This is a genomic window from Microbacterium marinilacus (assembly GCF_019753765.1).
GTDB lineage: Bacteria > Actinomycetota > Actinomycetes > Actinomycetales > Microbacteriaceae > Microbacterium > Microbacterium marinilacus.
The window spans coordinates 81,764-94,964 of record NZ_JAIJZW010000011.1 but is presented as its reverse complement, the minus strand read 5'-3'; the positions used below and the strand labels follow the sequence as shown (position 1 = coordinate 94,964).

The window sequence follows — 13,201 nt, the reverse complement described above, 5'->3', positions numbered from 1 at the left end:
ATGGCCGACGCGACAGCGACGAGGGCGGAAGACGTCGGCGAGCCGGCGGGCCCGCTCGCCCGGCTGTGGCGCATCGCCGCCGGGCGCTTCGGCCTGGCCGTCGCCGCCGTCATCGCGGTGACGGCGCTGGTCTCGCTCGCGTGGACGCCGTTCGACCCGCGGACGACCGACCTCGCGGGACGCTGGGGCATGCCGGGATGGCCGCACCTGCTCGGCACCGACGGCACGGGGCGCGACATCCTCAGCCTGCTGATGGCGGGGGCGCAGACGACCGTGTTCGTCGCCGTGGGCGCGGGGATCGTCGCCACGGCCGTGGGCGTGCTGCTCGCCGCGCTCGGGGCGCTCACCCCGCGATGGACGCGCGAGTCGGTGGCCGTCGCGATCGACATCCTGGTCGCCTTCCCCGTGCTGCTGATCGCGATGATGATCTCGTCGGTCTGGGGCGGGTCCCTGTGGGTCGTCGTCTGGGCGGTGGGCATCGGCTTCGGCGTGAGCATCGCGCGCGTGACGCGCCCGGAGCTGCGCCGGGTGAACGCCAGCGACTACGTGCTGGCCGCGCGCGCGTCGGGGCTGACGGCCGTGCAGAGCCTGCGGCGCCACCTGCTGCCGAACGTCGCTCCCGTGTTCATCGTGCAGCTGTCCTGGTCGATGGCGGTGGCGGTGCTCGCCGAGGCCGGCCTGTCGTACCTGGGCTTCGGCGCCTCGGTCACCGAGCCCTCGTGGGGCCTGCTGCTGGCCGACCTGCAGCCGTACCTGCAGGTGCACCCCCTGTCGGTGGTGTGGCCGGGCCTGGCGATCACGCTGACGGTGCTCGCGCTGAACCTGCTGGGCGACGCGCTGCGCGAGGCGACCGACCCCACGCTGCAGGGGCGGGGCCGCCGGGGGATCCCGCACACCGCCCCCGGAGTAATCGCATGACGCTCGAGGTGGAGGGGCTGGTCGTGCGCATCGACGGGCGGACGCTCGTCGACGGGGTGTCGTTCGCCGTGCCCGACGGCGCTCGGCTCGGCCTCATCGGCGAGTCGGGCTCGGGGAAGTCGCTGACGGCCCTGGCGGTCCTGGGGCTGCTGCCGGACGGCGCGACCGCGCACGGCAGCATCCGCTGGAACGGCCGGGAGCTGATCGGCCTGCCCGACCGGGAGCTCGCGAGGCTGCGCGGCGACGAGATCGGCATGGTGTTCCAGGAGCCGCAGACGGCTCTCAACCCGATCCGTACGGTCGGGCGGCAGATCGCCGAGTCGGTGCGCATCCATCACGACGTCGGCCGCGCGGAGGCGCGCCGCGTCGCGGTGTCCGAGGCCCGCCGGGTGCGCCTCCCCGACCCGGAGTCCCTCGTGCGCCGCTATCCGCACCAGCTCTCCGGCGGCCAGCGGCAGCGGGTCGCCATCGCGATGGCGCTCGCCTGTGAGCCGCGCCTCCTCATCGCCGACGAGCCGACGACCGCGCTCGACGTGACGATCCAGGCCGAGATCCTGGAGCTGCTGCGGGGGCTCGTGTCCGACGCGGGGATGTCGCTGGTGTTCATCACCCACGACCTCGCGGTGCTGTCGCAGGTCGCCACGCACGGCGTGGTGCTCGAGCACGGACGGGTGGTCGAGGACGGGCCCGTGTCCCGCCTGCTCACCGCGCCCGCCCATCCCGTGACGCAGGGGCTGCTGCGCGACGCGACCGCGACGCTGTGGTCTCCCCCGGCGCCTACGGCCGGTCCGGAGAGCGGGGCGACGACATGACCGAGAAGAGCTCGCCGATCATCCGCGCCCGCGGCCTGAGCCGCCGGTACGCGCTGCCGCGCGAGACGCCCTTCTCGCCGCGCCGCGAGAACGTCGCGCTCGCCCCCACCGACCTCGACGTCGCCGAAGGGTCGGCGCTCGGCGTGATCGGCGAGTCCGGTTCGGGCAAGTCGACGCTGATCCGTCTGCTGCTGGGCCTCGACCGCCCGACCGAGGGCACGGTCGAGTTCGCCGGGAGGCCGGTGGACGCCGGCGCCCGGGCGCGGTCGCTGCACTGGCTGCGGCGGCAGACCGGCGTCGTGTTCCAGGATCCGTACGCGTCTCTCGATCCGCGGATGAGCGTCGAGCAGATCGTCGCGGAGCCGCTGTGGGCGCTCGGCATCGAGGGCGACCGCTCGGCGCGGGTGCGCGAGGTTCTCGAGGACGTGGGGCTCGAGCCCGCGATGGCGTCCCGGCACCCGCACGAGTTCTCCGGGGGCCAGCGGCAGCGCATCGCGCTCGCGCGTGCCATCGCCCACCGGCCGCGCGTGCTGGTCGGGGACGAGCCGCTGTCGGCGCTCGACGTGACGGTGCGCGCGCAGATCCTCCGGCTGCTGGCGGACCTGCGCCGCCGCGACGGCCTCACCCTGGTGCTGGTCTCGCACGACGTCGGCGTCGTGCAGAGCCTGTGCGACGCGGTCGCGGTGATGAAGGACGGGTCGCTGGTCGAGCATGGGCCGACCGACGACGTGCTGCTGCGGCCGCAGCACGCCTACACTCGGCGACTGCTGGCGTCGATCCCCGTGATCGACCCCACCTCCGAGTAGCCGACGCCCCGCCCCGCCCGAACGGCGATACCGAGCTGCACCAGCCCCATCACCTCCTTCGTCGTGCACAGAGCCGGATGGCGGGCACCGAGTCGGACGTCGGTGCGCAGAACCGGGTGGGGGCACCGACCCGTCACCGGGCGTTCACCCGCGGGAAAGACCGCCGCCACCCCGGCGCATCCGCGCCTTCCTATGGTTCCTGCGTCGGGCGCACTTCACCCTGTCCGTCGCGCCGACGTCTCCTGCACCCCTCACTCGGAAGGTCCCCATGCAGTCCACCATCAAGCGCGGTCTCGCGCTCACCGCAGGTCTCACACTCGCCTTCGGCCTGGCGGCGTGCTCGTCTCCGGCGGAGGAGCCCGCCGCCGGCGGCAGCGAGGCGCCCGCCGAGGCGTCGTCCGAGGGCACGTTCGCGAAGGACGAGAACACGCTCGTCTTCGCGGTCCTCCCCGACCACGAGGGCGCCGACCAGGACGCCGAGCCGATCGCCGAGTGGATCGGCGAGATCACCGGCAAGGAGGTCGACTTCTTCCCCGCCACCGACTACACCGCCGTCGTGCAGGGCCTCGCCTCCGGCCAGATCGACGTCGCCCAGATCTCCGCCTTCACCTACTACCAGTCGCAGGCGGCCGGCGCGGAGATCGAGCCGATCGGCGCGCAGATCACCGAGGAGGGCGCCGAGCCCGGCTACTACTCCGTGGCGATCGCCAACCCCGAGTGGGACGGCCAGACCCTCGCCGACTTCGCCGACGAGCCGATCTGCTTCGTCAACCCCACGTCGACCTCCGGCTTCGCCGTCCCCATGGGCGGCCTCATCGGCGCCGGCGTCGAGGTGGCGGACGAGAACATCATCGCGCCCGAGGGCGGGTCGCACGACCTCAACGCCGCGAAGGTCGCCGAGGGCGCCGAGTGCCAGGTCGGCTTCGCGCAGGACATCGACGCCGACCCGCTGATCGAGTCGGGCGACCTGGTAGAGGTCGAGCGCGTGCTCGCCCCGGCCGCGCCGATCGTGATGCAGGCAGCGCTCCCGCAGGACGTCAAGGACCAGCTCACGGCGGAGCTCGCCGACAGCACGCAGGAGTCGCTCACCGACGCCGGCATCGAGCTGAACGACTTCCTGAGCGAGGGCTGGTTCGGATTCGGCGCGGTCGACGACGCGTACTACGACCTGATCCGCGACCTGTGCACCGAGGTGGCCGACAAGGTCGAGGCCTGCCAGGCCTGATCCCATCCGGCGGGGGCCGCTCCACAGCGGCCCCCGCCGTCCCTCCCGGCCGACGCCCGGCCCGCGCCCCGACACGGATTGAAGTGACATGACGAACACCGCCGCCCCCGCCGTCGAGATCACCGGCCTGGGGAAGACCTATCCCGGCGCGTCGAGCGCCGCCCTGACGGGGGTGTCGCTGTCCGTCGCCCGCGGCGAGATCGTCGTGCTGCTGGGCCTGTCCGGATCGGGCAAGTCGACGCTGCTCCGCCACATCGACGGCCTCGAGACCCCGACGGCGGGCTCGGTCGTCTCCCTCGGCGAGAAGGTCGCCGCGCTGACGGGCACCGCGCTGCGCGAGCTGCGCGGCAAGATCGGCTTCATCTTCCAGCAGTTCGAGCTGGTGGGGCCGCTCACCGTGCTCGAGAACGTGCTCACCGGCTCCCTCTCCACGCTCCGCGGCCCGCGCATCGGCATCTGGACGTACCCGGCTCACCTGCGCCGCAAGGCCCTTGAGCACCTCGACCGCGTCGGTCTGCTGGACCGCGCCTACCAGCGCGCGGACACGCTCTCCGGCGGCCAGCAGCAGCGCGTGGCCATCGCTCGGGCGCTGATGCAGGACCCCGAGATCCTGCTCGCCGACGAGCCGGTCGCCTCGCTCGACCCCGAGTCGAGCGACCAGGTCATGGGGCTCATCCGCGAGATCGCCGCCGAGCGCGGCCTCACCGTGGTCTGCTCGCTGCACCAGGTCGATCTGGCGCTCGGCTGGGGCGACCGCATCGTGGGCCTGCGCAGCGGGGAGGTCGTGCTCGACACCCCCACCGAGGGGCTCAGCAAGGACCAGGTCATGGAGATCTACGGCCGGGTCGCCACGTCGACGAGCGAGATCCTCGCGGTCGAGGCGGAGCTCGCCGAGGCGCGCGAGCAGGTGCTCACGGCGGAGATGCGCCGCGCCGCCGCGCAGCGCTCCGCCGAGGACGCGGCGAACGGAGAGCCGGCGTGACCGCGGTCGCCGAGGCGCCCGCCTCCACGCTGGCGGAGCGGATCGCGGGCGTCCCCCGCCCCCGACCCCGCTTGTCCACCATCGTCAGCGCGGCGACCCTGATCGCCATCGCGGTGCTCGGCGTGGTGTCGTTCATCGGCCTCGACTACAGCTTCAAGACCCTCGACGCGACGTGGGGCAACATCTCGCGGTTCCTGGGGATGGCCACGCCGATGCAGTGGCCCGGCTGGGACGTGTCGGGCGTGCGCGGCTCGGAGGGCACCGTCTACACGATCACCTGGGTCGGCTTCGAGCCGATCTGGCACATGGTCGGCGTCATCCTGACGACGCTCGCGCTCACGATCGCCGGCACCGCCGTCGCGGTCGTCCTCTCCGTGCCGGTCGCCTACGGCGCCGCCGCCAACACCTCGCCGCATCCCGTCGTGCGCCTCGTGTGCCGAGGCATCGGCGTCGTGTGCCGCGCGATCCCCGACGCCGCCATCGCGGTGTTCCTGATCTTCCTGTGGTTCGGGTCCGGCATCCTGCCCGCGATCGTCGCGGTCGGCATCCACTCGGTCGGCATGATCTCGAAGATGTTCGCCGACGCGATCGAGCAGACGGACGAGGGGCCGCGGCAGGCCATACGCTCGGCGGGCGGATCGGGCACGCAGCAGTTCTGGGCCGGGATCTTCCCGCAGGCGCTCCCCGCCTGGATCGCCGTGGCGCTGCACCGCGCCGACATCAATCTGCGCGGCACCGTCATCCTCGGCTATGTCGGCGTGGCGGGCATCGGCGCCGAGCTGAGCGGCGCCATGCACGCGGGCCCCGCGGGCATGCGTCGCGTGATCCCGCTCGTGGTCATCATCATCGCGCTCTGCATCGTGTTCGAGATCGTGTCGTCCTCGATCCGCGCGAAGCTGCTCGGCGTGCGGCCCCGCGGCCGCGGGGTCGGCGACACGGTCGTGCGAGGAGCCATGGGGCTCGCGGCGAAGGCGGCCGAGCGGCGGCCCGACGACCGCGCGACGCGCGTGGAGGCCGCGCTGCGGCGCCCCTGGGACCGGGGCCGCGTCGGCACCGCCGTGTGGGTCTGGGGCGGCATCGCCGTCGTGGTGGCGTCCTTCGTGTACGTGCAGCCCGACCTGACCCGGTTGTTCTCCGACTGGCGCATCGACCAGGTGCACAACGCGCAGCTCGACCGCGCCGTCTGGCCCATCACCTTCGGCGACAGGACGTTCGAGAGCGTCCTCGCGGCCGCGCTCGTGACGCTCGAGGTGGCCTTCGCCGCGACGCTGATGGGCGCGATCCTCTCCGCCGTCATCGGCCCCCTGTCGGCGCGCAACGTCGCCCCGAACGGCGGCGTCCGCAACTTCTTCCGCGGCGTGGCGCTCGTCATCCGGGCCATCCCCGACCTCGTGGTCGCGATCCTGTTCATCATCGCGACCGGCTTCGGCCCCCAGGCGGCGGCGCTCGCGCTCGGCATCGGCGGCGTCGGCCTGCTCGCGAAGCTGATCGGCGACTCGATGGAGGAGGTGCCGCCGGGGCCGGAGCGCGCGCTGATGGCGGGCGGGGCGAGCAGGCCGCAGGTGTTCTTCTCGTCGACCGTGCCCATGTCGGTGCCGTCGCTGGTCAGCCACGTGCTGTACCTGCTCGAGCAGAACATCCGCTCGGCGACCGTGCTCGGCATCGTCGGCGGCGGGGGGATCGGCTTCCTGCTGCTCAACGCGATGAACGGCCGGCACTTCGACCAGATGCTCGCGTTCCTGCTGGTGATCGTCGCGATGGTCGTCGTGGTCGAGTCGGCCTCCCTGCTGATCCGGCGCGCGCTGAGGTGACCGCCCGGGAGTCCTACGACCTCGCCGTGGTCGGGGCCGGCATCGTCGGCCTGGGCCACGCGGCGGCCGCCGTGGAACGCGGGCTGAGGGTCGTCGTCGTCGACCGGGCAGCGGGCGTCGCCGGTGCGACCGTGCGCAACTTCGGGCACATCGGCACCTCCGCCCACCGCGGCGAGGCGCGGGAGCACGCGGAGCGCACGCGCGAGCTCTGGCTGCGCCACGCGCCTCGGGCGGGCTTCTGGCTGCGCGCGCCGGGCACGCTGGTCGTGGCGCGCAGCGACGAGGAGCTCGCCGTCCTGGCGGAGGCGGGCGAGGGCACGGCGCTCTCCGGCAACGACGTGATGCGCCGCGTCCCGGTCGTGGGAGCGCTCGGCGGGGCCTACCTGCCTCGCGACCTGCAGGTCGATCCGCGGGAGGCGGGCCCCGCGCTCGCCCGCCACCTCGCGCGGCGAGGCGTCGAGTTCCGCTGGCGTACCGGCGCCCTCGGCGTCGAGCCGGGCGCGCTCCACACGACCCGGGGCGAGATCTCGGCGTCGGCGATCGTCGTCGCGGTCAACCACGACGTGGACCAGCTGCTGCCGGACGTCGCCGATCGGCACGGCATCGAGCGCTGCGCCCTCGACATGATGCTGGCCGACGGCGTGGGGCTCGGGGTGCCGGTGCTGACCGGGTCGTCGATGCTGCGCTACTCGGCGTTCGCCGGCACGACGGCGGCCGGGGCGCTGCGCCGGCGCATCGAGGCCGAGGAGCCCGAGCTGCTGGCGCGCGACGTGAACCAGATGTACGCCGAGCGCCCCGACGGCTCGCTGCTCGTCGGCGACACGCATGCGCGAGGTCTGTCGGTCTCGCCGTTCCAGGACGAGGCGGCGTTCGAGCTGCTCTCCCGCCTGGCCGGCCGCATGTTCGGCCGCGAGCTGCGGATCCGGCAGCGCTGGCAGGGCGTGTACGCCTCGGCTCCGCAGGACTTCCTGCGCGCGGCGCCGATGGACGGCGTCCGCGTCGTGTCGGTCACGACCGGCATCGGCATGACCACGGGGCTCGGGCTCGCCGACGCCGTCGTGGCCGAGCTGTTCTGACGAGGCCCCGCGGGCCTCACTCCTCCGAGGCGCCCGCCCCGAGCATCCGCTTCAGGATGCCCGGCTTCTTCCTGGGGTTCAGCTGCTTCTGCAGGTAGATCGTGCCGAGCCACCGGTCGAACTTGTAGCCGACCTTGCCCATCCGGCCGACCTCCTCGAAGCCGAGCTTCTCGTGCAGGGCGATGGACGCCTCCGCGCCCTTGTCGCTGATCACGGCGACGAGCTGGCGCAGGCCGATCTGCTCGGACGCCTCGATGAGCGCCTCGAGCAGGGCGCGGCCGAGGCCCTTCCCCGTCGCCGCCTGACCGAGGTAGACGGAGTTCTCCACCGTGTAGCGGTACGCCGACTTGCTGGCCCACGGCGACACCAGCGCATAGCCCAGCACCTGCCCCGTGGGCGCGACGGCGACCAGGAACGGCAGGCCGAGCTTCTGCAGGTGCTCGAACTTCTCGCGCCACCGCTTGTGCGACCAGGCCTTCTCGTCGAACGTCACCACCGAGTTGCGCACGTAGTAGTTGTAGATCTCGCGGATGTCGGGGATGTCCTCGAGCGTCGCGGGACGGATCTCATACGAGAAAGGGCGCTCCGGCTCGGTCTGCTTGCGCAGATGACGCGGCAGCACGCGGCGCTTCTGGTACTCCTCCTCCAGCATGGGCTCAGCCTACGGCGCGGGCGGGATCCGCCAGTCGACGGGTTCGGCCCCCTGCTGCTCCAGCAGGGCGTTCGCCCGCGAGAACGGACGCGAGCCGAAGAAGCCGCGACTCGCGGACAGCGGCGACGGGTGCGGCGACTCGACCCAGGGCAACCCGGCACGGCCCTGCGGCGCGAGCAGGGGCTTGAGGCTCGAGGCGTCCCTGCCCCACAGGATCGCCACGAGCGGCGCATCGCGCTCCACGAGCGCGCGGATCGCCAGCTCGGTCACCTTCTCCCAGCCCCAGCCGCGGTGCGAGGCGGGCGTACCGGGGCGCACCGTGAGCACGCGGTTGAGCAGCATCACACCCTGGTCGCTCCATGCCGACAGGTCGCCGTGCGCCGCCGGCTCGATGCCGAGGTCGTCCTGCAGCTCGCGGTAGATGTTCGACAGGCTGCGCGGCAGCGGGCGCACGTGCCTCTCGACCGCGAACGACAGCCCGATCGGATGACCGGGGGTCGGGTACGGGTCCTGGCCGACGATCAGCACCCGCACGTCCGCCAGCGGCCGCTGGAACGCGCGCAGCACGTTGTCGCCGGCCGGCAGGTAGCCCCGCCCCTCGGCGACCTCCGCGCGGAGCCGGTCGCCGAGGGCGGCGATGTCTCCCGCGACGGGCGCGAGCGCGTCCGCCCAGCCGGCGTCCATCAGCCCCGCCTCGGCGAGCTGCGGCAGCGTCATGGCCATGTCGTCGCCCGCCGTCCCGCTCAGGCCGACGCCTCGGCGCCGGCGTCCTCTTCCCGCACCGTGCCCTTGGCCGACCACGGGAAGTCGATCCAGAGGCCGGTGTCCTTCCAGGCGTAGTCGGGCGTGATGATCGTCGACGGCTTCGTGTAGATCGTCACCGAGCGCACGTCGGCCCCCTGCGCCGTCAGCAGGTCGACCGCGAGGGCGAGCGTCCGCCCCGAGTCGGCGACGTCGTCCACGAGCAGCACGCGGCGCCCGTCGAGGTACGCCATGTCGAGCTCGGGCGGCAGCACCTCGGGGGCGTCCAGCACCGTGCCGATCCCGGTGTAGAACTCGACGTTCAGCGCGCCGCAGTTCTTCGCGCCCAGCCCGTAGGCGATCGCGCCGGCGGGCAGCAGACCGCCCCGGGCGATCGCCACGACCACCTCCGGCTCGAAGCCGTCGTCGAGGATCCGCCGCGCGAGGTCGCGCGTCGCCTCCCCGAAACCGTCCCAGGTCAGGGTCTCCCGGATGTCTGTCACATGCGTCCTTTCGTGTGTCTAGGCGTCAGCCGCGCGGCGTCAGCGGTCCGCGCGCGAGGAGGTGCTGCGCCGACTGCGCGACCGGGCGCATCGTCACGAGATCCAGGTTGACGTGCCCCGGCGCGTTCAGCGCGTAGGCGATCACATCGGCGACGTCGGCCGCCACGAGCGGCGCCTCCACGTCCGCGTACACGCGGTCGGCGGCCTCCTTGCTGCCGAGGCGGTTGAGGCTGAACTCCTCGGTGTGGACGAGGCCGGGGGCGATCTCGACGACGCGGATCGGCTCGCCGTTGAGCTCCTGGCGCAGCGCGTTCACGAGCATCGACTCGCCGGCCTTCGCCGCGTTGTAGCCGGAGCCGCCGGGGTACGCCGTCTGGGCGGCCGTCGAGGTGACGAAGAGGGTGTCGGCGTGGCCGGCGCCCTCGCGGATCGACGACCGCAGCTGCGGCAGCAGCGCGCTCACCAGGCGCTGGGCCGAGAGCACGTTGACCTCGTACATCCAGGTCCAGTCGGCGGGGTCGCCGTCCTCGACGCGGTCGGCGCCGCGCGCGCCGCCCGCCACGTGCACGAGCGCGTGCAGGTCGCCGGACTGCGCGAGGTGCGCGGCGAGCGCGTCGACGTCGGCCTGCGACGTCAGGTCGGCCGCGAACACCGATGCCCCGGTCTCGGCCGCGAGCCGCTCGAGCCGGTCGGCGCGCCGCGCGACGCCCACGACGTCCCATCCCGACTGCCGCAGCGCGCGCACCGCGGCGGCGCCGATCCCCGAGCTCGCACCGGTCACGACCGCACGCCTGTTCGCCATACGACAACCGTACCGGGGCCGGCGGCGCGACGACGGCGGCGGAATGTGACGCCCGGCGACGGCTATGTGACGACGCGTGTCCGGGCGATTGTGCTATGTCACGGCGCCCCCTAGCGTCGTGTCGTGCCCGAAGGAGGGCGCCCCCAGCTTCACCCCGACACCGGAGGTTTCCATGACCGACGACCAGACGCCGCAGTCGCTGCGCTTCGAGACCCTGCAGATCCACGCGGGAGCCGCGCCCGACCCCGTCACCGGCGCCCGGGCGACGCCCATCTACCAGACGACCTCGTACGTCTTCCGCGACTCGGACCACGCCAAGAACCTCTTCGCACTGGCGGAGTTCGGCAACATCTACACGCGCATCCAGAACCCGACGCAGGACGTCGTCGAGCAGCGCCTCGCCGCGCTCGAGGGCGGCCCCGGCGCCCTGCTGGTCGCGAGCGGCCAGGCCGCCGAGACCTTCGCGGTGCTGAACATCGCGCAGGCCGGCGACCACATCGTCTCGTCGTCGTCCATCTACGGCGGCACGTACAACCTGTTCAAGTACACGCTCGCGAAGCTCGGCATCGACGTGACGTTCGTCGAGAACCAGGACGACCCGGGCGCCTGGCGCGCAGCGGTCCGCCCGAACACCAAGCTGTTCTTCGCCGAGACCATCGGCAACCCGCAGATCAACGTCCTCGACATCCGCACGGTCGCCGACATCGCCCACGAGAGCGGCGTGCCGCTGATCGTCGACAACACCATCGCGACGCCGTATCTGATCCGTCCCTTCGAGCACGGCGCCGACATCGTCGTGCACTCGGCGACGAAGTTCCTCGGCGGCCACGGCACGGTCATCGGCGGAGTGATCGTCGACGGCGGCCGGTTCCGGTGGTCGGAGAACGGGGAGCGCTTCCCGGGGCTGACCACCCCCGACCCCTCGTACCACGGCGCGGTGTACACCGACGCCGTCGGCGACCAGCTGGCGTACATCATCAAGGCCCGCGTGCAGCTGCTGCGCGACCTGGGGTCGTCGATCGCGCCGCAGAGCGCGTGGCAGCTGATCCAGGGCATCGAGACCCTGTCGCTGCGCGTCGAGCGCCACGTGCACAACGCGCAGCAGGTGGCCGAGTGGCTGGAGGGCCACGCCGATGTCGCGACCGTGAACTACTCGGGACTGCCGACCTCGCCCTGGTACGCCGCCGCCAACCGCTACGCGCCGAACGGCGTCGGCGCCGTGCTGTCGTTCGAGCTCAAGGGAGGCGTGGACGCCGGCCGCGCGTTCGTCGACGCGCTGGAGCTGTTCAGCCACCTGGCGAACATCGGCGACGTGCGCTCGCTGGTCATCCACCCGGCGTCGACGACGCACTCGCAGCTCTCGCCCGAGCAGCAGCTCACGGCGGGCGTCACGCCCGGCCTCGTGCGCCTCTCGGTCGGCCTCGAGAACGTCGACGACCTGATCGCCGACCTCGACCAGGCGCTCGCCGCCGCGCGGGCCGTCTCGGCCGCCGCACGCGCCTGATCCCCGACAATCCGTCCCTGCGCCGAGAATGCAGGCATCACACGCATTCTCGGCGCGGGGACGGATTCTCGCTGTCTGAGCCCGCGGGTCCCCTCGACCGGGCCCCGCGTAACACTGTCCGGCCGCCTTGCGCGGGCACGGCAGAATGAAGCGCATGGACTGGCAGATCTCCGAGGACACGGTGCCGTCGAGCCTCGTGACCGAGGCGGACGCCCGTTCGATGGTCGGCCGTCCCCGCGCCTCCGGGGCGTGGCGCGACGGCGACCCCGCCGGAGACCGCCGGTTCGCCGGGTTCGGAGCGCTGGCGCTCGAGGGCGGCGGGTCGCTGCCGTCGTTCCGCCTCGCCTACGAGACGTGGGGCGAGCTCAGCCCCGCGCGGGACAACGCGGTGCTGATCCTGCACGCCCTGACGGGCGACAGCCACGTCAGCGGCGGCGCGGGACCGGGACATCCGACCGCGGGATGGTGGCAGGACATCGTGGGCCCCGGCGCCCCGATCGACACCGACCGCTGGTTCGTCATCGCACCGAACATGCTCGGCGGCTGCCAGGGCTCGACGGGCCCCGCGAGCATCCACCCCGACGGCGAGGAGTGGGCGTCGCGCTTCCCCTACCTGACCGTCCGGGATCAGGTGGCCGCGCAGGTGCGCCTCGCGGACGCGCTCGGCATCGACGTCTGGGCCGCCGTGATCGGCGGTTCGATGGGCGGGATGCACGCCCTCGAGTGGGCCGTGGGGCAGCCAGACCGGGTGGCGCGGCTCGCCGTACTGTCGGCGCCGCCGGTCAACACCGCGGACCAGATCGCGCTGAACTCGGTGCAGCTCGAGGCCATCCACATCGACCCCCGCTTCCGCGGCGGCGAGTACTACGACGCCGCGGACGGCGAGGGGCCCCATCGCGGTCTCGCCCTCGCGCGGCGGATGGCGCTGCTCAACTACCGCAGCCCCACCGAGCTCAACCAGCGCTTCCAGCGGTCGTGGCAGTCGGGCGTCAGCCCGCTGGGTCACGGCGGGCGCTTCGCGGTGGAGTCGTACCTCGACTTCCACGGCAACAAGTTCACGCGGCGGTTCGACGCCAACAGCTACATCCGCCTGGTCGAGGCGATGGACTCGCACGATGTGGGCCGTGACCGCGGAGGGGTCGAGGAGGCGCTGCGCCGCGTCACGGCGACCTCCCTCGTGCTGGGCATCGACACCGACCGCCTGTTCCCCGTCGACGGCCAGCACCGGATCGCGCGCGGCATCGCCCGCACGCTCGACGGCGACGACGCGGTCGTCCTGGCGAGCGACTTCGGCCACGACGGCTTCCTCATCGAGACGACCGTCGTCGGCGCGCATCTTCGCCGCCTGCTCGACGCCCCCGCCTGACGC

The 13,201-nt window shown here is 72.9% G+C and carries 13 protein-coding genes; 9 read left to right on the top strand and 4 right to left on the bottom strand.

Features of this window, described 5'->3' with window-relative positions:
- The 7 genes from K5S26_RS15850 (at position 1) to K5S26_RS15820 (ending at position 7,630) form a co-directional block, all read left to right on the top strand.
- On the top strand, positions 1-918 hold the full coding sequence (locus K5S26_RS15850) for an ABC transporter permease (protein ID WP_221859962.1): 918 nt from the start codon (positions 1-3) through the stop codon (positions 916-918).
- Positions 915-1,730: an ABC transporter ATP-binding protein gene (locus tag K5S26_RS15845; protein WP_221859960.1), complete on the top strand. Its 816-nt coding sequence runs from the start codon at positions 915-917 to the stop codon at positions 1,728-1,730. The genes K5S26_RS15850 and K5S26_RS15845 overlap by 4 nt, the downstream gene beginning before the upstream one ends.
- Entirely contained in the window at positions 1,727-2,536 is an 810-nt protein-coding gene (locus K5S26_RS15840) for an ABC transporter ATP-binding protein (RefSeq protein ID WP_221859958.1), read from the top strand. Before K5S26_RS15845 ends, K5S26_RS15840 begins: the two co-directional genes overlap by 4 nt.
- Positions 2,537-2,804: 268 nt before the next feature.
- Positions 2,805-3,761 carry a PhnD/SsuA/transferrin family substrate-binding protein gene (locus K5S26_RS15835; protein ID WP_221859956.1) on the top strand — a complete coding sequence of 319 codons (957 nt, stop codon included), beginning with the start codon at positions 2,805-2,807 and terminating at the stop codon, positions 3,759-3,761.
- Positions 3,762-3,849: 88 nt separating this feature from the next.
- Positions 3,850-4,743 carry a phosphonate ABC transporter ATP-binding protein gene (gene phnC / locus K5S26_RS15830; protein WP_221859954.1) on the top strand — a complete coding sequence of 298 codons (894 nt, stop codon included), beginning with the start codon at positions 3,850-3,852 and terminating at the stop codon, positions 4,741-4,743.
- On the top strand, positions 4,740-6,554 hold the full coding sequence (locus tag K5S26_RS15825; RefSeq protein ID WP_221859952.1) for a PhnE/PtxC family ABC transporter permease: 1,815 nt from the start codon (positions 4,740-4,742) through the stop codon (positions 6,552-6,554). Before phnC ends, K5S26_RS15825 begins: the two co-directional genes overlap by 4 nt.
- A complete protein-coding gene (locus K5S26_RS15820) occupies positions 6,551-7,630 on the top strand; it encodes a TIGR03364 family FAD-dependent oxidoreductase (RefSeq protein ID WP_221859950.1) in 1,080 nt (359 codons plus the stop codon). The genes K5S26_RS15825 and K5S26_RS15820 overlap by 4 nt, the downstream gene beginning before the upstream one ends.
- Positions 7,631-7,646: 16 nt before the next feature.
- Here K5S26_RS15820 and K5S26_RS15815 read toward each other — a convergent pair whose 3' ends face one another.
- Genes K5S26_RS15815 through K5S26_RS15800 form a run of 4 tightly spaced genes read right to left on the bottom strand, consistent with a single transcriptional unit; the run spans position 7,647 to position 10,328 of the window.
- The gene (locus K5S26_RS15815; protein WP_221859948.1) at positions 7,647-8,282 is read right to left on the bottom strand and encodes a GNAT family N-acetyltransferase; all 636 of its coding nucleotides are present in this window, start codon (positions 8,280-8,282) and stop codon (positions 7,647-7,649) included.
- A gap of 9 nt (positions 8,283-8,291) precedes the next feature.
- Complete coding sequence (locus tag K5S26_RS15810; protein ID WP_221859946.1) at positions 8,292-9,005, bottom strand: uracil-DNA glycosylase; 714 nt, start codon at positions 9,003-9,005, stop codon at positions 8,292-8,294.
- Between the two features lie 20 nt (positions 9,006-9,025).
- Positions 9,026-9,526 (bottom strand): phosphoribosyltransferase, encoded by a 501-nt coding sequence (locus K5S26_RS15805; RefSeq protein WP_221859944.1) that lies wholly within the window; start codon positions 9,524-9,526, stop codon positions 9,026-9,028.
- Positions 9,527-9,551: 25 nt separating this feature from the next.
- Positions 9,552-10,328: an SDR family oxidoreductase gene (locus K5S26_RS15800; protein WP_221859943.1), complete on the bottom strand. Its 777-nt coding sequence runs from the start codon at positions 10,326-10,328 to the stop codon at positions 9,552-9,554.
- A 172-nt stretch (positions 10,329-10,500) separates the two neighbouring features.
- Here K5S26_RS15800 and K5S26_RS15795 point away from each other — a divergent pair, with 172 nt between their 5' ends.
- Both K5S26_RS15795 and metX read left to right on the top strand, forming a co-directional pair.
- Positions 10,501-11,832, top strand: a complete 1,332-nt coding sequence (locus tag K5S26_RS15795) for a bifunctional o-acetylhomoserine/o-acetylserine sulfhydrylase (protein ID WP_221859941.1) — start codon at positions 10,501-10,503, stop codon at positions 11,830-11,832.
- Positions 11,833-11,986: 154 nt separating this feature from the next.
- A complete protein-coding gene (gene metX / locus K5S26_RS15790) occupies positions 11,987-13,198 on the top strand; it encodes a homoserine O-acetyltransferase MetX (protein WP_221859939.1) in 1,212 nt (403 codons plus the stop codon).
- The last annotated feature ends 3 nt before the right edge of the window (positions 13,199-13,201 follow it).

What these genes read in the sequence shown, in the direction of transcription:
- K5S26_RS15795 (WP_221859941.1), top strand. Translation starts at nt 10,501, where the DNA reads ATGACCGACGACCAGACGCCGCAGTCGCTGCGCTTCGAGACCCTGCAG.
- phnC (WP_221859954.1), top strand. Translation starts at nt 3,850, where the DNA reads ATGACGAACACCGCCGCCCCCGCCGTCGAGATCACCGGCCTGGGGAAG.
- K5S26_RS15810 (WP_221859946.1), bottom strand. Translation starts at nt 9,005, where the DNA reads ATGGCCATGACGCTGCCGCAGCTCGCCGAGGCGGGGCTGATGGACGCC.
- K5S26_RS15850 (WP_221859962.1), top strand. Translation starts at nt 1, where the DNA reads ATGGCCGACGCGACAGCGACGAGGGCGGAAGACGTCGGCGAGCCGGCG.
- K5S26_RS15845 (WP_221859960.1), top strand. Translation starts at nt 915, where the DNA reads ATGACGCTCGAGGTGGAGGGGCTGGTCGTGCGCATCGACGGGCGGACG.
- K5S26_RS15815 (WP_221859948.1), bottom strand. Translation starts at nt 8,282, where the DNA reads ATGCTGGAGGAGGAGTACCAGAAGCGCCGCGTGCTGCCGCGTCATCTG.
- K5S26_RS15835 (WP_221859956.1), top strand. Translation starts at nt 2,805, where the DNA reads ATGCAGTCCACCATCAAGCGCGGTCTCGCGCTCACCGCAGGTCTCACA.
- K5S26_RS15800 (WP_221859943.1), bottom strand. Translation starts at nt 10,328, where the DNA reads ATGGCGAACAGGCGTGCGGTCGTGACCGGTGCGAGCTCGGGGATCGGC.
- metX (WP_221859939.1), top strand. Translation starts at nt 11,987, where the DNA reads ATGGACTGGCAGATCTCCGAGGACACGGTGCCGTCGAGCCTCGTGACC.
- K5S26_RS15840 (WP_221859958.1), top strand. Translation starts at nt 1,727, where the DNA reads ATGACCGAGAAGAGCTCGCCGATCATCCGCGCCCGCGGCCTGAGCCGC.